Annotated in this window: 18 protein-coding genes and 1 pseudogene; 11 read left to right on the top strand and 8 right to left on the bottom strand. The window is 75.1% G+C overall.

All coding sequences use genetic code 11. The annotated features are described in order from the left end of the window. Together GCU69_RS10475 and GCU69_RS10480 are read right to left on the bottom strand one after the other, a co-directional pair. Window positions 1–335 (bottom strand): PRC-barrel domain-containing protein (locus tag GCU69_RS10475; protein WP_170315818.1); only part of this gene is annotated, 335 nt, incomplete at its 3' end. Window positions 336–560: 225 nt separating this feature from the next. Continuing rightward, window positions 561–2,549 carry an amylo-alpha-1,6-glucosidase gene (locus GCU69_RS10480; RefSeq protein WP_156205759.1) on the bottom strand — a complete coding sequence of 663 codons (1,989 nt, stop codon included), beginning with the start codon at window positions 2,547–2,549 and terminating at the stop codon, window positions 561–563. Between the two features lie 467 nt (window positions 2,550–3,016). Here GCU69_RS10480 and GCU69_RS10485 point away from each other — a divergent pair, with 467 nt between their 5' ends. Both GCU69_RS10485 and GCU69_RS10490 read left to right on the top strand, forming a co-directional pair. Next, window positions 3,017–3,376, top strand: coding sequence for a hypothetical protein (locus tag GCU69_RS10485; RefSeq protein WP_098754753.1), 360 nt, complete (start codon window positions 3,017–3,019; stop codon window positions 3,374–3,376). Between the two features lie 614 nt (window positions 3,377–3,990). Next, window positions 3,991–4,590: a DUF309 domain-containing protein gene (locus tag GCU69_RS10490; RefSeq protein ID WP_156205765.1), complete on the top strand. Its 600-nt coding sequence runs from the start codon at window positions 3,991–3,993 to the stop codon at window positions 4,588–4,590. A gap of 12 nt (window positions 4,591–4,602) precedes the next feature. Here the strand turns inward: GCU69_RS10490 and GCU69_RS10495 are convergent, their stop codons facing one another. Together GCU69_RS10495 and GCU69_RS10500 are read right to left on the bottom strand one after the other, a co-directional pair. Beyond that, window positions 4,603–5,511 carry a helix-turn-helix domain-containing protein gene (locus GCU69_RS10495; RefSeq protein ID WP_098754587.1) on the bottom strand — a complete coding sequence of 303 codons (909 nt, stop codon included), beginning with the start codon at window positions 5,509–5,511 and terminating at the stop codon, window positions 4,603–4,605. Window positions 5,512–5,614: 103 nt separating this feature from the next. After that, window positions 5,615–5,836, bottom strand: a complete 222-nt coding sequence (locus GCU69_RS10500; RefSeq protein ID WP_176604559.1) for a DUF397 domain-containing protein — start codon at window positions 5,834–5,836, stop codon at window positions 5,615–5,617. 289 nt (window positions 5,837–6,125) lie between these two features. Between GCU69_RS10500 and GCU69_RS10505 the strand changes: the two genes are divergently transcribed. The 5 genes from GCU69_RS10505 (at window position 6,126) to GCU69_RS10525 (ending at window position 8,755) form a co-directional block, all read left to right on the top strand. Next, entirely contained in the window at window positions 6,126–6,365 is a 240-nt protein-coding gene (locus GCU69_RS10505; RefSeq protein ID WP_235978385.1) for a hypothetical protein, read from the top strand. After that, complete coding sequence (locus GCU69_RS10510) at window positions 6,362–6,598, top strand: DUF7848 domain-containing protein (RefSeq protein WP_098754584.1); 237 nt, start codon at window positions 6,362–6,364, stop codon at window positions 6,596–6,598. The genes GCU69_RS10505 and GCU69_RS10510 overlap by 4 nt, the downstream gene beginning before the upstream one ends. 73 nt (window positions 6,599–6,671) lie before the next feature. After that, window positions 6,672–7,013 carry a hypothetical protein gene (locus GCU69_RS10515; protein WP_098754583.1) on the top strand — a complete coding sequence of 114 codons (342 nt, stop codon included), beginning with the start codon at window positions 6,672–6,674 and terminating at the stop codon, window positions 7,011–7,013. A 263-nt stretch (window positions 7,014–7,276) separates the two neighbouring features. Continuing rightward, the gene (locus tag GCU69_RS10520; RefSeq protein ID WP_098754582.1) at window positions 7,277–7,840 is read left to right on the top strand and encodes a hemerythrin domain-containing protein; all 564 of its coding nucleotides are present in this window, start codon (window positions 7,277–7,279) and stop codon (window positions 7,838–7,840) included. Window positions 7,841–8,248: 408 nt separating this feature from the next. Then, window positions 8,249–8,755, top strand: a complete 507-nt coding sequence (locus tag GCU69_RS10525; RefSeq protein ID WP_098754581.1) for a hypothetical protein — start codon at window positions 8,249–8,251, stop codon at window positions 8,753–8,755. Between the two features lie 189 nt (window positions 8,756–8,944). Here the strand turns inward: GCU69_RS10525 and GCU69_RS10530 are convergent, their stop codons facing one another. After that, on the bottom strand, window positions 8,945–9,979 hold the full coding sequence (locus tag GCU69_RS10530) for a DNA topoisomerase IB (RefSeq protein WP_098754705.1): 1,035 nt from the start codon (window positions 9,977–9,979) through the stop codon (window positions 8,945–8,947). Window positions 9,980–10,301: 322 nt separating this feature from the next. Between GCU69_RS10530 and GCU69_RS10535 the strand changes: the two genes are divergently transcribed. Continuing rightward, entirely contained in the window at window positions 10,302–10,862 is a 561-nt protein-coding gene (locus tag GCU69_RS10535) for a hemerythrin domain-containing protein (protein ID WP_098754704.1), read from the top strand. A gap of 373 nt (window positions 10,863–11,235) precedes the next feature. Here the strand turns inward: GCU69_RS10535 and GCU69_RS10540 are convergent, their stop codons facing one another. Next, window positions 11,236–11,760 carry a hypothetical protein gene (locus GCU69_RS10540; RefSeq protein ID WP_156205760.1) on the bottom strand — a complete coding sequence of 175 codons (525 nt, stop codon included), beginning with the start codon at window positions 11,758–11,760 and terminating at the stop codon, window positions 11,236–11,238. 403 nt (window positions 11,761–12,163) lie between these two features. Between GCU69_RS10540 and GCU69_RS10545 the strand changes: the two genes are divergently transcribed. Beyond that, the gene (locus tag GCU69_RS10545; RefSeq protein WP_156205761.1) at window positions 12,164–12,823 is read left to right on the top strand and encodes a dienelactone hydrolase family protein; all 660 of its coding nucleotides are present in this window, start codon (window positions 12,164–12,166) and stop codon (window positions 12,821–12,823) included. Between the two features lie 367 nt (window positions 12,824–13,190). Beyond that, window positions 13,191–13,721, top strand: a pseudogene (locus GCU69_RS10550) (phosphoribosyltransferase); the annotation flags it as partial. Here GCU69_RS10550 and GCU69_RS10555 read toward each other — a convergent pair. Next, entirely contained in the window at window positions 13,683–15,062 is a 1,380-nt protein-coding gene (locus GCU69_RS10555; RefSeq protein ID WP_328629988.1) for a lactate 2-monooxygenase, read from the bottom strand. The pseudogene GCU69_RS10550 and the gene GCU69_RS10555 overlap by 39 nt on opposite strands. A gap of 487 nt (window positions 15,063–15,549) precedes the next feature. Beyond that, on the bottom strand, window positions 15,550–16,857 hold the full coding sequence (locus GCU69_RS10560; RefSeq protein ID WP_156205762.1) for a PucR family transcriptional regulator: 1,308 nt from the start codon (window positions 16,855–16,857) through the stop codon (window positions 15,550–15,552). A 127-nt stretch (window positions 16,858–16,984) separates the two neighbouring features. Here GCU69_RS10560 and GCU69_RS10565 point away from each other — a divergent pair, with 127 nt between their 5' ends. Beyond that, complete coding sequence (locus tag GCU69_RS10565) at window positions 16,985–18,640, top strand: FAD-binding dehydrogenase (protein ID WP_156205763.1); 1,656 nt, start codon at window positions 16,985–16,987, stop codon at window positions 18,638–18,640. Window positions 18,641–19,158: the final 518 nt, after the last annotated feature.

Genomic DNA, 19,158 nt, shown 5'->3' on the forward strand with positions numbered 1-19,158 from the left:
CGCCCGGCCGACCGGCTGGGCGTCATGTTGTAGTGCCGGTAGAGGTTCTCCTCCTCCGACGGCTCCAGATGCCCGTCGGCGTCGATGCGCGGTGCCTCCTTGATGTCCTCCCTGCCGTACGGCACCTGGACCTGGCCCTCGGAGCGCCGGGCGCCGCTCAGCGGGACGAAGGTCTCCTTGGTGCCGAACAGACCGGTGCGCACGGTGATCCACTCCGGCTTGCCGGTGGCGTCGTCCAGGTAGACCTGCTGGACCGTGCCGACCTTGTGGCCGTCCTTGTCGGACACGGAGAGCCCGGCCAGATCCTGCGGATTGTGGCCATGGGGTGCAGTCATCGCCGTTGTCTCCTTTCGCGCGGGCACGACATGAGTAGGCGTGCTCTCTCTCCATTGCGCATCAGGGCACGGCACCCCGCGACCGGAGCGGGCGGCGGCCACCGGGCAGCCGGCCGCCGACCGCCGCCCGGGTGCGCCGGGGAGCGGCGACCGGGCCGTCCGGCACTGCCCGGCATTACGCCGAACGGGTGAAGCCGGGTGGCGGGCCGCCGTCCTCCGGTGTGCTCAGCGCACCTGTCCCTTCACCGCGGTCAGCAGCGCCAGCGGCGCGGCCGCCGCCCAGGCGTGCGGCCGGCGGGAGTGCGGATACGGCACCGGGGCCGGCTGGTCGCCCCGGGCGTAGCCGGCCATTGCCTCGGGCAGCCGCCACCCGTGCGCGGCGGCCGCGTCCACCAGCCCGCGGGTGGCCTCCAGCACCTGCTCGGTCAGTCCGTACCGGGCCAGCCCGAGGACGATGACGGCGTTGTCGTGCGGCCGCACCGAGCCGCGGTGGTACGACAGCGGGTGATACGGGGCCTGGCCCGCGGCGAGGGTCCGGATGCCCCAGCCGGTGAAGAAGTCCGCCTCCAGCAGCCGCCGGCCGACCGCCGTGCCCCGCTCCTGGTCGAGGATCCCGGACCAGAGCAGGTGCCCGGCCTCCGAGCCCAGCGCCTCCGCCCGGTTGCCCGCGCCGTCCAGGGCCTGTGCCGGAAATCCCGCCTCTTCCATCCAGAAGGCCTGGTGGAAACGTTCCCGCAGGGCGCCGGCGGCCTCCTCCAGCGACCGGGCGAACGGGGCGTCGTCCCACACCGAGCGGGCCAGCCGCGCGGTGCGCAGCAGCGCGTCGTAGGCATAGCCCTGGGCCTCCGCCACCGCCACCGCACCCTGCGGCCGTACGCCGTCGCCGAAGCACAGGGCGCCGGGGGAGTCCTTCCAGCCCTGGCCCGCGGGACCCCGGCCGGCGGCGCTCTCCGGCCCGCACGCGAGCCAGCCGCGGTCACTCAGGCCGCCGTCGCCGAACAGCCACTCGACAGCGGAGCGCGCCTGCTTCTCCAGCGCCACGGCGAGCGCGGGGTCGGACGTCTCCTCGGTGTAGGCGTGCAGCAGGGTGAGGAAGAGGGGGGTCGAGTCGACGGCGCCGTAGAAGCGCCCGTAGGGCACCTGGCGGAACCGGGAGAGTTCGCCGTGGCGCACCTCGTGCACGATCCGCCCGGGCTGTTCCTGCCGGTCCGGGTCGTAGGAACCGCCCTGGGTGGCCGCGAGCGCCGCGAGGGTGGCGGCGGCCAGCTCCGGGCGGTAGGGCAGTGTGAAGAGCGAGGTGAACAGGGAGTTCCGGCCGAACAGGGCCAGATACCAGGGGATGCCCGCGGCCGGGACGCGCAGCGCTTCGCCGTCCGGCCCGGCCGCGGGCGCGCGGAGCCCGGCGAGATCGGCCAGCCCCTGCTCGCAGGAGCGGGCCAGCTCGGTCCAGCCGATGACGTCCCGGGGGCGGGGGGCGGCCGCGGAGAACGCCGCGTTCTCCCGCGCGATCCGGGCCACGGCCGCCGCCGGGGTGCGGAGCGCCGGCGGCGCGGCGGCCTCCCCGCTGGGCAGCGCGGAGGCCTGGACGACGACCTCGGCCTCGCCGTGCGGGGGCAGCCGCACCTGCCACTCCAGGGTCCGGGCCGTGCCCTCGCCGAGGCGGGTCACCGCGTCGGGCACCGGCTGCGAGCCGACCACGGTGCGGGCGTGCCAGGTCCGGTCCGCGGCGGAACTGCCGACGCGCTCGTAGCCGAACTCCACGCCGCCGGCCTTCTCCACGGCCGAGCGGACGGCGCCCGGCTTCTCGTACTGCCGGTCGTCGAAACGCAGTTCGAACTGGTCGGCGAAGTCGGCGTCGACCGTGAGCGCGACGCGGGCGAGGACCGGCCCGGGCCGGTTGCTGGCGAGCCGGATGCGTTCGACCAGCGAGCGGTCGGCGACCGCCTGCTCGCGGAAGACCGTGTAGGCGGGTGGCTCCTCCTCACTGCCGGGCGGGGTGAGGACCGCGGCCAGCGGCCGGTCCGGTCCGGCCTGCCCCGCGGCGACGAGCACCTGGGGTGCCGATGCCTCGACGGTCAGCTGCCAGCGGCTGAGGTGCCGCGCGTCACGGGCGAAGAGCCCGTCGGGGGTGGGGCCGCGCTTCCCCGAGATGTCCCCGCAGTCGTTCACTCCGGCGAACGTGCCGTCGTGCACGAGGAGATGGTGTCCGGTCATGGGTTCTGCCGCCCTTCGTCGGGCTCCATACGGAGCGGGTCCAGGGGAAGGGCCGCGGGCCCTCCGCTGTACGGCTCGAGGTACTCGCGAAAGATCGGTATCACAGTCCGTGCCGGTGGCCCGGGTGCGCGACCGCGACGTCCGGCAAGTTCCCCGCACCGGTCCAGTGCCGGGCGGACACCGCGAACGGCCGGGGAAGCCGGGGATACGGCCACGGGATCAGGGCACGCGGGAGATGTGCGGCGGGACCCCGCGGGCCGCTGACCCGAACCGGTGGCGTCGCCCGCGAGGCCCCGCGGCGCCGACGCGTCCCCGCGCGCGGCACCCGACTCTCTCCTACGGTCGGAGAGGCGCCCCCGCGCCGGGCGCACCGACCACAGCGACCCCGACGAGCACAGCGGCCATACCGGACGCAACGGCCACACCAGGCCCGCGAGCACGTCACCACCGCCAGAGGAGCCCAGCCGATGAACGACCAGCAGAGGCCGACCCACGTCAGCGTTCAGCTCACCGACTGCGCCCGGCAGGACGCGGACGCGGTCTTCAGCGCCCTCGGCACGGCCTTCCCCACGGTCGTCGAGCCGTCCGCGCACGGGCCCGAGGCCGCGGACGGCCGCCCCACGGTCTGGTCGACGACGGTGGATGTCGAGCGGGCCGGGGAGATCACCGCGGGTGCCTCGTTGTCCGGACCGGTGGTGGCCGACATCTCCGGTGGCTACCAGGCCGTCGAGCAGGTGCGCCGGGCGCTGAAGGGCTGCTACCACGCCGAGGAGGAGGGCGGCGCCTCCGGTGACCAGGAGAAGGAACTGCGGCTGCGGCTCACCTGAGGGCCGTGCCGTGACCCCGGCGGGCGCACGAGGAAAGCTGCGGCCCCTCCCCGCCGCGTCGCCGGACCGCCCGGCCCCGACCGCCCCGGCACGCCCGGCCCCGGACACGCCGGCCCAAAACACGCCCGGCACGAGGACGGCCCTCCGTCGCGCGACGGATCGCGTCCGGCGCCGCGCCCCGGTCCACCGGGGCGCCCCGGTCCACCGCCGGCACACCGGTCCACCGGCGATGTGGGGCGCCCTCGGCCGGACTTTCACGGCCGCCGCGGAAGAAAGTTTCCGTCGATGGAAAGAAGCACAGCTGGTTGGTGGTTAAACTACTAGTGGGTACCGAGGCGGCGTCCGGCCGCCCGGTCATCCCCTCGTGCCGGCCCCGGCCAGGTCCCCCCGTCCTGGCCGGGGCCTTCCCCTGCCCGCACCGCCGCGGGCACCCTTCCGCGCCCGCACCCCGCCCGTACCGCGCCCGGCGGTCCCGGTGCGGAACGCCCGTCGAGCGGACCCGGTGACGGACCGGGGCGGCGAGGGTGCACCATCGACGTGTGGACACTGAACGAGGGCGAGAAGGCGGAGACCCGGCGTGCTGGCTCGACCGGGTGTGCGAGGAGTGCGGACGGATGCGGGAGGGGCCCGACCCGTCGGTGTGCGAGAACTGCGGCTCCCGGCGGGGTCACGAAGGACCTCCGGCGGCCGTCCGGCGGGACCGTGACGAGGAGGGCCGCGCGCGCAACGCCCGGCCCCGCGACGGCCTGGGCCGCCCGCTGCCGTACGGCGCCGAGGGTGTCGAGCGGCAGCCCGAAGGCATCGTGCGCACCCCCGGGCAGACGCTGGACGAGGCCCAGCAACTCCTCGACGAGGGCAAGCCCTTCCACGCGCACGAAGTCTTCGAGGACGCCTGGAAGTCGTCGTCCTCCGACGCCGACCGCGCCCTGTGGCGGGCCATGGCCCAGCTGGCGGTCGGCCTCACCCACGCGGCCCGCGGCAACCTCAGGGGAGCCGGCAGCCTGCTGCTGCGCGCGGCCGACGGTGTCGAGCCCTACGCCGCCCGTCCGCCGTACGGCATCGACGCCGCCGGTCTGGTCGCGTGGGCACGGGCCCTGGAGTCCGGTCTCACCGGTGACGCGGACCTGTCCCCGGACCGCCTCGCGCCGCGCCTGCGCGCCCGGGAGGCGGAGGATCCGACGGTCGCGGAGGATCCCGCGGGTCCGGGGCGCTGACGGGACGAACCGTCAGGTGAGTTCCGCGAGCAGCTTCTCCAGGAACGGCACCGTGGCGCTCGGCGGGTCGGCCTCGGCGCAGAGGCGGTCCATCACGGCGAGGTAGTTGTCCAGGTCTTCCGGCTTGTCCAGGTAGAGGGCGCTGGTCAGCTGCTCGAGATACACGATGTCCGGCAGGTCCGGCTCCAGGAACCGCAGGATGGTGATCGGCCCGCCGGCCGCCGAGACGCCGCCGATGCTGAAGGGCGCGATCTGCAGGACGACGTTCGGCATCCGGGAGACTTCGATCAGATGCCGCAGCTGCTGCCGCATCACGGGCGCGCCGCCCAGCGGACGGCGCAGCGAGGCCTCGTCCAGCACCGCCCACAGCCGGGGCGCGCCGGGCCGGTCCAGCAACTGCTGGCGCGTCATGCGCAGCCGCACCCGGCGCTCGATCTCGGCGCCGGACGCCCGGGGATGGCCCAGAGTCGTCACGGCCCGGGCGTACCCCTCCGTCTGGAGCAGGCCCGGCACGAACTGGTTCTCGTAGCTGCGGATGACGGAGGCGGCCTCTTCCAGCCCGAGGTGCGTCTCGAACCACGGCGGGAGGATGTCGTTGTACTGGTGCCACCAGCCGGGCTCGGCCGCCCGCCGGGCGAGGGTCAGGAAGTCGGCGCGCTCGTCCTCGTCGGTGACGTTGTAGAGCGTCAGGAGGTCGGCGACGTCCCGCTCCTTGAAGCCGACCCGGCCCAGCTCCAGCCGGCTGATCTTCGCGTGCGAACCGCGGATCACGTCCGCCGCGGCCTTGGCGGACACGCCGTTGGCCTCGCGCAGCTTGCGGAGCTGGGTGCCGAGGACGATCCGCAGGACCGTCGGTCCTCCCTGCGGATGCTCGAGAAAGCGCCGTATCGATGGTTCGTGACCCGGCCGAGCGGCGGACATGCTGGCTCCCCTGAGTGAATGGGCAAGTGCCCAGTGTTCCATCACGAGCCGGGTCCCGTACAGCAGCAGAGAGTCACCGCGCGTCGTGCGCCGGGGGTGCGTTTCAGCACTCGCCGACCATGCTGTCGAACTCGCCGTCCTTGGCGCTGTGCAGGAAGACGGCCATCTCGTCCCGGGTGTAGACGAGGGCAGGTCCTTCGGGGTCGCGGGAGTTACGCACGGCGACGCCGCCGTCGGGCAGCCGGGTCAGTTCGACGCAGTTGCCGCTCGGGTTGCTGTACCGGCTCTTCCGCCAGGCCGCTCCGGCGAGGAGGGCGGCCGACATGCCGTTTTCGTACGGATGGTGCACTGGGGTCTCTTTTCTCGTTTTCCCGCCAGGTACAGGTGCTGCCGTCACTCCTGTACTGAAGTCAACTCCCCGTGCAATTGCAAGCGTTCTTGCAGATGTACTTGCAGGGGTGGCCCGGATCCGGGGATAGTGAACGCCGGGGGACGCGGCCGCGCCGCCTGCCGGGACACCGAGCGGGGGTGGCAAGCAGCACGGCCGCGCTCCCGCAGACCTGACAGGCCACCGCCGTGCCGGCCCCCCCGATTCGGCGTAGCACTGAGGAGTGGTGAGCGTCAGCAGCAACCGCAAGCCCGCTGCGCACTGCGCCATCGGCGAGCTGGCACTGGACGCCAGGCAGGGGCGGATCGGAGTCGTGATGGACACGCTCGGCGGCCGGATGTACCTGCGGCGCCCGGAGGGCGGCCGGGAGTGGGAAGCCTCCCCGCACGACGTCCGTCCGGCCACACCCGCCGAGTGGGCCGACGGCGGCGCGCGCGAGGCGTACGGGTGGAAGGGATTGGTATGAGCACCGAGACGGTTCACCGCCACGCGGACTGGGTGATACGCCCGGAACCGGCCCCCGAGGCCCCGAGCGCCGTCTACGAAGTCGAGTGCACCACGTGTCTGCACTCGTCCGGTGCCGCCGACAGCGCGGAGGCCGCCTACGGGTGGGCCGCCCGGCATGCCGACGGGCTGCCGCGGCACACCGGCTTCCGGGAGATCGTCCATCGCTTCTGGCGGGCGTTCCCGGCGGCCTGACGAGGACCGTTACGACCGTTCGCCTCCGGGTACGCGTGGGACAGCCTGCCCACGAACTGCCAGGAGGCGAACGATGCAGCAGCGACCCGAGGGCGCCGGCCCGGCACGCGGACAGCACGGCGAGGAAGACGACGGCGGGCCCCGCACCCGCCCCGAGGCCACCCCGCAGCAGGACGGCGCGGACGCGCCGGGCGACCTGCCGATCGGCAAGGCCGACACGCCGAACGTCGCCGGGAGCGACGAGCAGCAGCCCGAGATCGCCGAGGGCCCCGTCCCCGGTGTCCAGCCGGGCGAGAAGACCGAACGCGGGCCGTGGACACCGCCGGTGGAGGAGGACCCGCCTCCGCGCGGCGCCGCCCCCGCCTCCGGGGACCCCGAGGCGGTGCGCCGGCAGAAGAAGGAAGGCGGGCCGTAGCCGCTCCGCCGAGAAGGCTTCCGCTCAGCTCGAGCAGCCCGCCCAGCCGGCGGGCACGCGGGGACGGGTGGGGCCCGGCCCCGCGGCCGGACCCCACCCGTCCGCCGCGCAGCGGCCGTTGAGCCGCGGCCCGCGCCCGGCGGCTTCTCCTTCCGGACGTTAGGCGGTGCACGACGGGGGTACCCCGACGCGGTCTCCTCACCGTGAGGAGGCAATCGTCACAACGGGCGATTCCGTACAGCGTCACAAGGGAGCGGACGACCATGGGCCACGGCGGAGACGTCATCGAGGAACTGACCACGGATCACCGTGAGGTCGAAGAGCTATTCGGCAGGATCGAAGCGATGCCGAGCGGTGACGAGCGGCGCAAGAACCTGGCCGACCAGGTCACGATCGAGCTAGTACGGCATTCCGTCGCCGAGGAGATGTACCTCTATCCCGCGGTGCGCCAGTACCTGCCGGACGGTGACGCCATCGCCGACAAGGAGATCGAGGACCACACGACGGCCGAGCGGACCATGAAGGAACTGGAGAGCTGCCGGGCGTCCGACCCCGAGTTCGACCGGCTGATGCGCGACCTGATGCGGGAGATCCGCAGCCACGTCCAGGACGAGGAACAGAATCTCTTCCCGCGGCTGCGCCGGGAAGCGGGCGCCGGGGCGCTGGGCGAACTCGGGGAGAAGGTGCGGAAGGCGAAGAAGACGGCGCCGACCCGCCCGCACCCCGCATCGCCCTCCACACCGCCCGCCAACAAGCTGCTCGCACCCGGCGCCGGACTCGTGGACCGCGCCCGCGACGCGCTCTCCGGGCGCGGGAAGAGCGGCTGACCGGACCCGGTCCGGTGAGCGCCCCGGCGCGCCGTACGCACCGGGACGCCCACCGGGCCGGTTCGCCGTACGGCGGACCGGTCGCCCGGCCTCCCGGCGCGGCCTCCCGGTCTCCCGGCCTCCCGGTCTCCTGGTCTCCTGGTCTCCTGGTCTCCTGGTCTCCTGGTCTCCTGGTCTCCTGGTCTCCTGGTCTCCTGGTCTCCTGGTCTCCTGGTCTCCTGGTCTCCTGGTCTCCTGGTCTCCTGGTCTCCTGGTCTCCTGGTCTCCCGGTCTCCCGGCCTCCCGGCCTCCCGGTCGTGACAGCGGACACCGGGTGGCCGCGGGCCGTGCCGCCTGCGGTTTCGCCTCCGGCGCGGCGGGCTACCCGGCTCCCGTCAGCTGACCGTACGGCGCCGAGGAGGACCTGCCATGGTGCGCAAGAGGACCGAGGGTGACGAGGACCAGAAGCGGGCGGCGGCCCGCGAGGCACGCCGGGCCGGGGAGCGGCCCAGCGCCCGCAACGTCACGACGGGAGCGTCCAAGCAGCGGACCCACCTCTCCGACCGCGGGCAGACGACGCACGAGGAGAAGCTGGCCGCCACCCACCGGGGCAAGCCGGAGTGGCGGGCCGGGGACGAGGCGGACGCCGAGGTGCGGACCCCCGGCGCGGCGCAGACCCCCGGAGTGACCGGCACGGGCAGCCGCGGCTACACCCGGGAGCACGAGCAGGTCTTCCGGGCCCTCGCGGAGGAGGAAGAGGCGCACGGCGGCTCCCCGGTGCGGCTCGACGACGTGTCCCGGGCGGCCCACCTGCCCCGCGAGGAGACCCGCGAGGTGCTGCACGACCTGGTCACCGTCCACCATGTGGCCACCGAGATCCAGGGCGCCGGGGATCCCGACATGGGCTCGGCGTTCGAGACCAAGCCCCGGCGCTGACCAGCGTCGCGCACCGGCTCGCTGCCGCACCGGCCGCAGCGCCGCCGGCAGGGGTGGCGGGGGTGGCGGGACCCGGCGTACGGACGCCTTTCCCGCGCCGGCCGGCGGCGCTCCGCACGGGGCGCGGGGGCTGTGCCCGGCCGCGCCGCGGGCAGCTCCCCCGGCTCCCCCCGCTCCCGCCGGTTTCCGTCAGCCGCCCGCCGGCGGACGCCCGGTGCGGAGCAGGCCGAGGACGGCCCGCTCGACTGCGCCCTGGGTGGCGGGCACGCCGAAGCCGCCCTCGTCGCCCAGATGCTCCAGGGCGGCAGCGACGGTCACGCCCTCCTCGTAGAGTTCGACGACCCGCGGATTGATGTACGAGGCCCGGCACACCGCCGGGGTGTTGCCCAGATAGTCGGCGACCTCGCGGGTGGCGCGCGCGACGGCCCGGCGGCCCGCGCCGCGGCTTCCGGCCGCGTGCTCCGACACGGCCAGGGCGACCGCGGCCAGCACGGTGGCGTGCCAGGTGCGGAAATCCTTCGCGGTGACGTCCACACCGCCGTGTTCCTTGAGATACGCGTTCAGGTCGGCGCCGGACACCTCGTGCCACTCGGGGCGCTCCCAGTACGCCAGCAGCCGGTCGCCGCCGCCCCGGCGGCGCTTCAGCGCGTGCACGGCCCTGCAGGTCGCCGGGTCGGCCACCGCCTGGATCTGCTCGCGTCCGTGCTTGGCCGGGTAGGCGAACGTCACCTGCCGGCGGCCGCAGCTCGTGTGCTCCCGGAGCAGGGTGGTGAGGCCGTACGACTGGTTGAGATCCGTGTAGCGGTCGCTGCCGGCCCGGAAGAAGCCGAGGTCGAGCAGCCGGGCCGCGGTCGCCAGCACCCGGTTCCGGGTCAGCCCGCGGTCGCCGAGATGCGCCTCGACGGCTTCACGGATCCGGGGGAGGGCCTCGGCGACCTCCAGGACGTGGTCGTGCTTGGCCTGCTCCTGCTCGGCCCGGAACTGCGGGTGGTACAGATACTGCCGACGGCCCGCGGCGTCGGTGCCCACGGCCTGCAGATGACCGTTCGGCCGGGTGCAGATCCACACGTCGGTCCAGGCGGGCGGAATCACCAGAGCCCGGATCCGGTCCAGGGCCGCCCGGTCGCGCAGCGGCCGGCCCGAGGTGTCGAGATAGCGGAAGCCGCGGCCGTGCCGCCTGCGGCCGTAGCCGGGCTCGTGGGGTCGTGTGTGGCGCAGCCGCACGGTCCGCCCTCCCCTCGGTACCGGCCGCCCGGCTCCCCGCGCCCGGCGTCGTCTCTGCCGCTTGCCCGGGGGCGGGGCCCGAAAACGGGCGGCGGTGCGTGCCCCGCCGCCCGGCATACCGCAGGATGCGGGCGGTACGGCATGCCGCTGGGGTGCGCGCCGCCCGGCATACCGCAGGCGTGCGCCCTACGGCATGGCGCCGGAGTGTGCGCCGTACGGCTCAACGCCCGTGTAGGGGGCGCGCACGCGGGTACGCCTCGGGGCGCGTCCGTACAGCCGGCGGAGCGGAAGGCACACGGCACCACCCCAGGGAGCGACCGCGATGGGGCATTTCGGAGACGTCATCGACGAGCTGACCATCGACCACCGCGAGTTCGAGGAGATGTTCGAGCGGATCGAGGCGCTGCCCGTGGGTGACGAGCGGCGCAAGACCCTGGCCGACCAGGTGATCGTCGAACTCGTGCGGCACAGCGTCGCCGAGGAGATGCACCTCTACCCGGCCGTGCGCCGGTTGCTGCCGAACGGCGGCAGCGTCGCCGACAAGGAACTGGGCGACCACGCCACCGCGGAACGCGTGATGAAGCGGCTGGAGCACCGGGACGCGGACGACCCCGAGTTCGACCGGCTGATCGCGGAGCTGACGCGGGAGATCCGCGGGCATGTGCGCGACGAGGAGCACAACCTCTTCCGCCGGCTGCGGCAGGCCGCCTCCGCCGAGGAGCTGAGGGAGCTGGGCGACAAGGTGCGGCACGCCAAGAAGCGGGCGCCGACGCATCCGCACCCGCACGCCCCGCTCAGGCCCCCGTACAACCGGGTGGTCGCCCCGGGCGCCGGTCTGGTGGACCGGGTCCGCGACGCGCTCGGCGGACGCGGCAAGTCCTGAGACGGGGGCGGCCGGCGGTGCGGCTGGTTCATCGGGGGCGGCCGGTTTCCGGATCCGGCCCGGCGGGTGTGGCTGACCGGCTGGTTCGGCATCAGGGCCGGCGACGCGGTTGTTCTCCGGTGGGGCCGACGGCGCGGCTGTCTTCCGGTTCGGGCCGGCTGGTGCGACCGGGCCGAACGGGGCCCGGCGGGCGCGGCCGTTCCGGACCGGGGCGGCCGGTGGGGTGAATCCTGAACCGGTGCGGCCTGTGCGGGTGAGCCCGGCTCCGGTGCGGCGGCCGGTGCGGTGAGTCCGGTGTCCGGTGTGGAAGGCGCCGCCGGCCGATGCCGTCCGGGACGGCGAGGCCGGCCGGCGGCGAGGCGGGCGCCCGCGGTCAGGCGGCCTCGGCCAGCCCTCCGCCGAGCAGCGCGACCAACTGGTCCCGGTGCAGAGCGGCGACCGGCTCCAGCAGGTCCGGGTGGCGCAGCAGCGGAGCGGCGAGCCGGTCTCCCGCCCCGGGCTCGGTGAGCCGCCGGAACTCCTCCGGGCTCCCGGGAACGTGTTCACCGCCGGCGAGCGCGGCCACCGCCGCGGCTGCCGTCCCGGGATCCGTCAGCAGACAGGCGGCCCAGCTGGCGACGACCTCGTCGACCCAGGTGCGCCACGCGTACTCCTCCGAGGACAGGTCGGCGGCGTCCGTCCCGGTCAGCCAGTCCAGCCCGCCGGTGCCGCCCGGCCCGGCGACCAGGACGAGACCGGCGTCCATCGCGGTCGGGTAGCGCAGCCGGGCGGCGACGGTGGCGGCCTGCCGGGCCTGGATCTCCGCCAGCGCGGCGTTGACGGCGCCACCCGTTCCCGGGTAGGCGCGCAGCAGCCACTGCGCGGTGGCCGCGATGACCGGTGACAGGTCGGCGGGCATGCGGGCATCCGCCCTTTCGGTCGTGAGGCGTGAAGGTCGGGCGTGAGACGTGAGTCGTGAGATGCGAGTCGTGAGATGCGAGGCGTGAGAGCGGGGCTTGGGGCGTACACGTGGTGCGTGGGGCGTCGGGTGCGGAAGGGGCCGGGGTGGCGGGCCGGGGGTTCGCCGTGTCCGGCGCCGGGGCGTGTGCGGGCCGGGCAGCCGCGCGCGGGCGCACGGTCGCGGGGCGGCGGCCAGACTACCCACCGGCCGGGCGCCGGGAGAATGACGTATCTCACCGGTCACGGGCTTGCCTCCCGTGCCGCCGGGGTCCGGGACGCCCCGGGGCGCCCCGCATAGCGCCGTCGGCGGCGGGTACCCCGGGCAGCGGCAGTCCGTACCGCAGCCCGGCAGGAGGTGGCGCATGGTCTTCGACACAGTCCGCATCGACGCCGACGGGGCGGGCCTCACCGGTGACCTGGTCCACCCCGATCCGGCCGTCGGCGTGGTGGCCTTCGCGCACGGCAGCGGCAGCTCCCGGCACAGCCCGCGCAACCAGGCCGTCGCCGGGGTGCTCCAGAAGGCGGGGCTGGCGACCCTGCTGTTCGACCTGCTCACCGAGGAGGAGGAACGCGTCGACGCGGTCACCGCCGAGCACCGGTTCGACATCCCGCTGCTCGGGCGCCGCCTGGTGGCGGCCGTCGACCGGCTGGCCGGGATCCCGGCCACCAGCGGTCTGCCCGTCGGCCTCTTCGGGGCCAGCACCGGAGCCGCCGCGGCCCTCACGGCGGCGGCCGAACGTCCGGAGCAGGTACGGGCCGTCGTCTCCCGGGGCGGCCGCCCCGACCTCGCGGCCGGAGCCCTCGCCCGGGTACGGGCCCCGGTGCTGCTGATCGTCGGCGGTGAGGACCACGACGTGCTGCGCCTGAACCGGGAGGCTGCCGAGGAGATCGAGGCGCCGTGCAGCGTGCACGTCGTCCCCGGGGCCACCCACCTGTTCGAGGAGCCCGGAACGCTGGAGCAGGCGGCCGCCGCGGCCCGCGACTGGTTCGTCCGGATGACCATCCCGGAAACCGCGCCCTGAGCGCTTCGAGCGCCCTGAGCACCTTGAAGCGTCCTCAACGCCCCGCACCCCGGGAGCCCGCAGCCCGGCCCGCGGAACCCGTACCTCACAGCCGGGACCTCACAGCCGGGACCTCGGAGCGAGCCCGGACCTCGTGTCCCGGACTCGGATCCGGTTTCCGGTTTCCGGTTTCCGGTTTCCGGTTTCCGGAGTCCGGAGTGCGGAGTGCGGAGTGCGGAGGGTGGAGCAGGAGCCCGCGGAGCCCTTCGTGCCCCAGCGCCCCGAGCGCCACGGGCCCGGACGGTCGCCCGGACCGGTCCCGTACCCGGCGTCCCGCCGCGCCGCACCGCACGAGGCCGCGCCACACCGTACGAGAAGGAGGAACCCCATGCCCTTCCAGGACCGCATCCAGGCCGGCCGCGCACTCGCCGGGGAACTGGCCGCACGGCAGCGCGAAGGCGGCCTCCCGAGTCCGCTGATCCTGGCCCTGCCGCGCGGCGGGGTACCCGTCGCGCAGGAGGTCTCGCGCGAGCTGCACGCGCCGCTGGACGTCCTCGTCGTCCGGAAGATCGGCGCGCCCTTCAACCCCGAGTTCGCGGTCGGCGCCGTCACCGGTGAGGAGGAGCCGTTCTACGACGAGCAGTCACTGGAGATGCTCGGCCTGAGCCCGGGCGACATGGCCGCGGAGGCCTCCCGGCAGCGGGAGGAGCTGCGGCGCCGCGAAGACCTCTACCGGCAGGGCCGCCCGCCGCCCGACGTGCGCGGCCGGACCGTGGTCCTCGTCGACGACGGGCTGGCCACCGGCAGCACCGCCCGGGTCGCGCTGCGCGCCGTGCGGCGCCGGGGACCGGACCGGCTCGTGCTGGCCGTGCCGGTCGGCTCACCGCAGGCCGTCTCCGCGCTCCGCCCGGAGGCCGACGAGACGGTGTGCCTGGAGCAGCCGCCGTCCTTTCACGCGGTCGGGCAGTTCTACGCGGACTTCGCCCAGGTCGGCGACGCGGAGGTCACGGAGATCCTGCGGAACGCGCTCAGCACGCACTGAGCGCGGCCCGCGGGCGCCGGGTAAGCCGGCCGACAGGGTGCCGGGGCCCAGTTCGCCGGGCCCGGTGTGCCCGGACAGGGCCAGCGAGAGATCGAACTCGGCCAGCAGGCAGCGCAGCGCGTGCCGCACCCCCGCCTCGCCGCCGAGCGCCAGCCCGTACACGTACGGCCGTCCGACCAGGACCGCCCGGGCCCCGAGCGATATCGCCTTGAGCACGTCCGCGCCACCGCGGATGCCGCTGTCGAAGAGCACCGTGAGGTCGTCACCGACGGCGGCGGCGACCGCCGGCAGCGCCTCCAGCGAACCGATGGCCCCGTCGATCTGGCGGCCCCCGTGGTTGGACACCACCACCCCGTCCATGCCGGCGTCGCGGGCGCGGCGCGCGTCGTCGGGGTGCTGCACGCCCTTCAGCACGATCGGGCCGTCCCAGTGCCCGCGCAGGAACGCCAGGTCCTCCCAGGTCTTGGTGGGGTCGGCGAACATCCCCGCCCAGTGCGCCACCGCGGCGAGCGGGTCGTCCTCGACGGGCTTGGCGAGCCCGGCCAGGAACGCCGGATCGCTGAGGTAGTTGGCGATGCCCACGCGCTGGAGGAACGGCAGATACGCCCGGTCCAGGTCGCGCGGTCGCCAGCCCAGCAGCCAGGTGTCGAGGGTCAGCACCAGCGCCGTGTACCCGGCGGCCCTCGCGCGCTCCAGCAGGCTGACCGTGACGTCCCGGTCCTTCGGCCAGTACAGCTGGAACCAGCGCGGCCCGTCCCCGGACGCCTCGGCGACGTCCTCCAGGGTGGTGGACGACGCGGTGCTCAGCACCATGGGCAGGCCCAGTCCGGCGGCCGCCCGCGCGACCGCGGGCTCGGCGTCCTCGTGCACGATGGAGAGCACCCCGACCGGGGCGAGGAGCACCGGGGCGGGCAGTGTCGTGTCGAAGAGGGTGCAGGACAGGTCCCGGGTTCCGACGTCGCGGAGCATGCGTGGCACGATCGTGCGGCGGTCCAGCGCGGCCCGGTTGGCGCGCACCGTCGCCTCGCTGCCCGCGCCGCCCGCCACATAGCCGTACGCCTCGGGGGACATCCGCTCGCGCGCGGCCTCCTCCAGCCCGGCCGGCCTGGTGCCGTACGGGGGCGCCTCGCCCGTCAGCAGGCCGTTCAGGTAGATCTCGTCCTGGAACGAGGCGGGGGCCTGCCGCGGCTGCGCGAGGTGGTCGGGGGTGGAACTCATGCGGGCCGTCCTTCCGGTGATCTGCCGTGGGGGAGAGCATGACGATCCGCTCGCGGTTTGTCACCTGTTGACAGAGACCGGGTGAAGGCTGCGCTCGCCGGGAACGGCGGGCCCGGCGGCGGGTGTGCGGCCCGCCGGTCTCCTCGTGCCGCCGCGCGCCGACCGCCGGTCTTCTGCGGGCCGCCGCGCGCAGGCCGCCGGTCTTCTGCGGGCCGCTGCTCCAAGCCGCCGGTCTTCCACGTGCCGCTGCCCCGAGCCGCCGGGCTCGATGCTGATGCCGATGAACAGCTGACTGAGAACCACAGTCGTGGCCCATGCCCGCCACGGGCTCGTCGAGCACTGCGTGCCGCCATGCGACAGCCGGCTGCTGCCGGTGCGGCGCCCGGCCGCGGACGGCCCGTGCCGTGTCCGGGCGGCAGCAGGGGCGCCGGCGCCCGCGGACGTACGGGCCGTGCCGAGCGGGCCGTGCCGAGCGGTGGCGGGTCCGTCAGCCGCTGACGGTCCGCGCCACCTCCAGCAGCAGCCGCTGCCAGGGATCCCGCTCGTCGCGGCCGGTCAGTTCGCGGACCCGGCGCATCCGGTAGCGCAGCGTCTGCGGGTGCAGATGCAGGGCGTCCGCCGCCGCCGTGGCCGAGCCGGTCCGCAGATACGCGTCCAGGGTGCGCGCCAGATGGTGGTGCGCCGGTTCCAGCAGGGGGCCCAGCACCTCCCGGCGGGCGGCCGCGGGCGTGGCGCCGGGAACACCGTTGAACAGCCCGGTCACCTGCGCGGAGGCGCCGTCCAGCAGCCCGTCGGAGTCGTACGCGCGGCCGGGCGCGGTCTCCAGCGCGCCGAGGGCCAGCCGGTACGCGGCCGCCAGTTCGTCCGGGGCGCGGCCGGTGAGCAGACAGCCGCGCAGCCCCAGTTCCCGCAGCGCCGGGCCGGTCCCGGGCAGCCGTTCCGGGGGCAGGAGCAGCACGGCGTGGTCCGCGCGGGCCGTGAACAGCGGTCCCGCCGGGGCCGTGCCGCTGTCCGCGGTCCGCCGGGCCCCGGAGCCCGCCGCGGCGCCGCCCGCGGCCCGGGCCCCTCCTGCGGATCCGGTCCTTCCTGCGGCCCCGGCCCCTCCCGCGGACCCCGCGCCGCCCAGCCGGTCCGCCAGTTCCAGACCGGCCGCGACGGCGGACGCCTGGGCGGAGGCGTCCCGTCCGGCCCGCGCGGGCCGGGTGACGAGCAGGGCGGCCGGGTCCGGCAGCACGGCGCCGAGGGTGCGCGCCCGGTCGGCGGTCTCGGCGGCGGACGCCCGGCGGCCGGCCAGCAGGTCGTCCAGGAAGGCGCGGCAGGCCCGGTCCCGGTCGGCGTCCAGCCAGCGCGCGGCGTCCGCGTACCCGCCGGTGAGCGCGTCGGTCAGGGCGTCCAGCTCGCGCAGCCAGACGCGGTTGAGCACGAACACGTCCTCCGGCCCGAGCCGGCCGGCGGAGTGTGCGGAGTTTTCAGCGAGCAGCCGGTCGACGGTGGCGGCTCCCACCCGGTAGGCCCGTACCACCGCCTCGACGGAGCGGCCGTCCGCCGCCCGGGCCCGCCCGATGGCGCGTGCCCGGTCCGTGTCGGCGGCGGTCAGGCCCGTGTCGTCCACCCACATCCGCAGCAGCCGGGTCAGCGCCCACCGGGCGATCGAGCGCACCTCGTCCAGCTGGCTCTCGTGCAGCACCTGGTAGGCGGGCAGCGCACGGCGGACGGCCGCCACGATCTCGGTGACCGGGCCGGGGGAAGCGCGCCGCAGGGCGTCCGCCGCGGCGGCGCGCTCGGAGCGGCCCATGAGAGATCCCCTTTTGTCAGTGGCTGATAAATCCCTTCGCACTCTAGCCGCACGCGCGTTGTCGCCGGGGCACGGGCGGAGGACGGTGGGAGCGCGGGGCGGGCCCGGACGGCGGAAGGCGGCGGTGATGGCGTACGACGCCGATGTGATCGTGGTGGGCGGCGGGCTGGCCGGGCTGGCGGCCACGGCGGAACTGGCGGACGCGGGGCGCCGTGTCGTCCTGCTGGACCAGGAACCGGAGGCGTCGTTCGGCGGCCAGGCGCACTGGTCCTTCGGCGGGCTGTTCCTCGTCGGCTCGCCCGAGCAGCGGCGCATGCGGATCCGCGACAGCCACGAACTCGCCTGGCAGGACTGGCTCGGCACGGCGGGCTTCGACCGGCCGGTGGACGACTGGCCGCGCCGCTGGGCCGAGGCGTACGTCGACTTCGCCGCGGGGGAGAAGCGGTCCTGGCTGCGCGGCATGGGCGTGCGGTTCTTCCCGGTCGTCGGCTGGGCCGAGCGCGGCGGTTACGACGCCACGGGCCACGGCAACTCGGTGCCCCGCTTCCACATCACCTGGGGCACCGGACCCGGCCTGGTGGCGCCCTTCGAGCGGCGGGTGCGCGAGGCGGCCGCCCGCGGCACCGTCGAACTGCGCTTCCGGCACCGGGTGGACGAACTGACCGTCACGGACGGCCGGGTCGACGGCGTCCGCGGCACCGTTCTCGAACCGAGCCCCGCCGCGCGCGGAGAGGCCAGCTCGCGGACGGCCAACGGCCAGTTCACGCTGCGGGCCGGGGCCGTGGTCGTGGCCTCCGGCGGCATCGGCGGCAACCACGAACTGGTGCGCCGCAACTGGCCCGAGCGGCTGGGCGAGCCGCCGCGGCGGATGCTCTCCGGCGTCCCCGCGCACGTCGACGGGCGGATGCTGGAGATCACCGAGCGGGCGGGCGGCGCCCTGATCAACCGGGACCGCATGTGGCACTACACCGAGGGCATCCAGAACTGGGACCCGGTCTGGGCCCGGCACGGCATCCGCATCCTCCCCGGCCCGTCCTCGCTCTGGCTGGACGCCCGGGGCCGGAGGCTGCCGGTGCCGCTGTTCCCCGGATTCGACACGCTCGGCACCCTCGAGCACATCACCCGGACCGGCCACGACCACACCTGGTTCGTCCTCAACCGGCGCATCATCGGCAAGGAGTTCGCGCTCTCCGGCTCGGAGCAGAACCCGGACCTGACGGGCAAGAGCGTCCGGGACGTCATCGGGCGCGCCCGCGCCGACGTTCCCGGCCCGGTCCGGGCGTTCATGGACCGCGGCGCCGACTTCGTCGTGGAGCAGGACCTCGGCGCACTCGTCCGGGGCATGAACGCGCTCACCGACGAACCGCTGCTGGACGAGGCCGCGATACGCCGCGAGATCACCGCCCGGGACCGCGAGATCGCCAATCCGTTCACCAAGGACCTCCAGTTGACCGCCGTCCACGGGGCCCGCCGCTACCTCGGCGACAAGCTCATCCGCACCGCCGCCCCGCACCGCATCCTCGACCCCGCGGCCGGTCCGCTGATCGCCGTACGGCTGAACATCCTCACCCGCAAGACGCTCGGCGGTCTGCACACCGACCTGGGCAGCCGGGTCCTCGGCGCGGACGGCGGCCCCGTGCCCGGTCTGTACGCGGCGGGGGAGGCGGCCGGGTTCGGGGGTGGCGGGATGCACGGTTACCGCTCGCTGGAGGGCACCTTCCTCGGCGGCTGCCTCTTCTCCGGCCGAGCGGCGGGCCGCACGGCGGCCCGGGAGACGGCCTGACCGGACCGCCATGCGGCCACCCCTGCCGAAACGGCCGACGGCCGGAGCGGGCCGGTTGGAACGGCGGTCGGGCCCGGGTGGTCCGGGCGGTCGGCCGGAAGGGGCCGTTGACGAACGGCCGGCCGGAGTGGCCGGCCGGTGCCCCGTGGGAGCCCGGCGGCCGGGCTGTCCGTCCTGGCTGTCCGGATCGGAGAGCCGCCAGGGCCGGAGAGGCCGTCCTGGATCGGAGAGCCGCCAGGGCCGGAGAGGCCGTCGGTGCCGGAGACGCCGTCCGGGCCGGAGAGGCATACCGGTGCGCGCGTGGAGCACGCGGAGGGGGATACCCGTAGCCGACCGGAAACGAGAGGAGCCGGCCATGGGCGAGCGGCAGAGGAAACCCCGTACGGCGGCCGAGGAGGTCACCGAGGAGTTCCGCCGGGCCGAGACCGAGGAGATCGACGGCGGCCGCGACAAGGAGCACGACGCGGAGTCCGGGGACGCGCTGAGCACCAATGTCGGCGCTCAGCAGGAGGCCGGGG

The sequence above is a fragment of the Streptomyces lycii genome (assembly GCF_009735685.1).
Lineage (GTDB): Bacteria > Actinomycetota > Actinomycetes > Streptomycetales > Streptomycetaceae > Streptomyces > Streptomyces lycii.

Bases quoted from the DNA above. Each gene is read 5' to 3' on its own strand.
- GCU69_RS10545 (WP_156205761.1), top strand. From the start codon at position 12,164: ATGGTCTTCGACACAGTCCGCATCGACGCCGACGGGGCGGGCCTCACC.
- GCU69_RS10485 (WP_098754753.1), top strand. From the start codon at position 3,017: ATGAACGACCAGCAGAGGCCGACCCACGTCAGCGTTCAGCTCACCGAC.
- GCU69_RS10535 (WP_098754704.1), top strand. From the start codon at position 10,302: ATGGGGCATTTCGGAGACGTCATCGACGAGCTGACCATCGACCACCGC.
- GCU69_RS10495 (WP_098754587.1), bottom strand. From the start codon at position 5,511: ATGTCCGCCGCTCGGCCGGGTCACGAACCATCGATACGGCGCTTTCTC.
- GCU69_RS10555 (WP_328629988.1), bottom strand. From the start codon at position 15,062: ATGAGTTCCACCCCCGACCACCTCGCGCAGCCGCGGCAGGCCCCCGCC.
- GCU69_RS10565 (WP_156205763.1), top strand. From the start codon at position 16,985: ATGGCGTACGACGCCGATGTGATCGTGGTGGGCGGCGGGCTGGCCGGG.
- GCU69_RS10510 (WP_098754584.1), top strand. From the start codon at position 6,362: ATGAGCACCGAGACGGTTCACCGCCACGCGGACTGGGTGATACGCCCG.
- GCU69_RS10560 (WP_156205762.1), bottom strand. From the start codon at position 16,857: ATGGGCCGCTCCGAGCGCGCCGCCGCGGCGGACGCCCTGCGGCGCGCT.
- GCU69_RS10480 (WP_156205759.1), bottom strand. From the start codon at position 2,549: ATGACCGGACACCATCTCCTCGTGCACGACGGCACGTTCGCCGGAGTG.
- GCU69_RS10540 (WP_156205760.1), bottom strand. From the start codon at position 11,760: ATGCCCGCCGACCTGTCACCGGTCATCGCGGCCACCGCGCAGTGGCTG.
- GCU69_RS10500 (WP_176604559.1), bottom strand. From the start codon at position 5,836: ATGTCGGCCGCCCTCCTCGCCGGAGCGGCCTGGCGGAAGAGCCGGTAC.
- GCU69_RS10525 (WP_098754581.1), top strand. From the start codon at position 8,249: ATGGTGCGCAAGAGGACCGAGGGTGACGAGGACCAGAAGCGGGCGGCG.
- GCU69_RS10490 (WP_156205765.1), top strand. From the start codon at position 3,991: ATGCGGGAGGGGCCCGACCCGTCGGTGTGCGAGAACTGCGGCTCCCGG.
- GCU69_RS10520 (WP_098754582.1), top strand. From the start codon at position 7,277: ATGGGCCACGGCGGAGACGTCATCGAGGAACTGACCACGGATCACCGT.
- GCU69_RS10515 (WP_098754583.1), top strand. From the start codon at position 6,672: ATGCAGCAGCGACCCGAGGGCGCCGGCCCGGCACGCGGACAGCACGGC.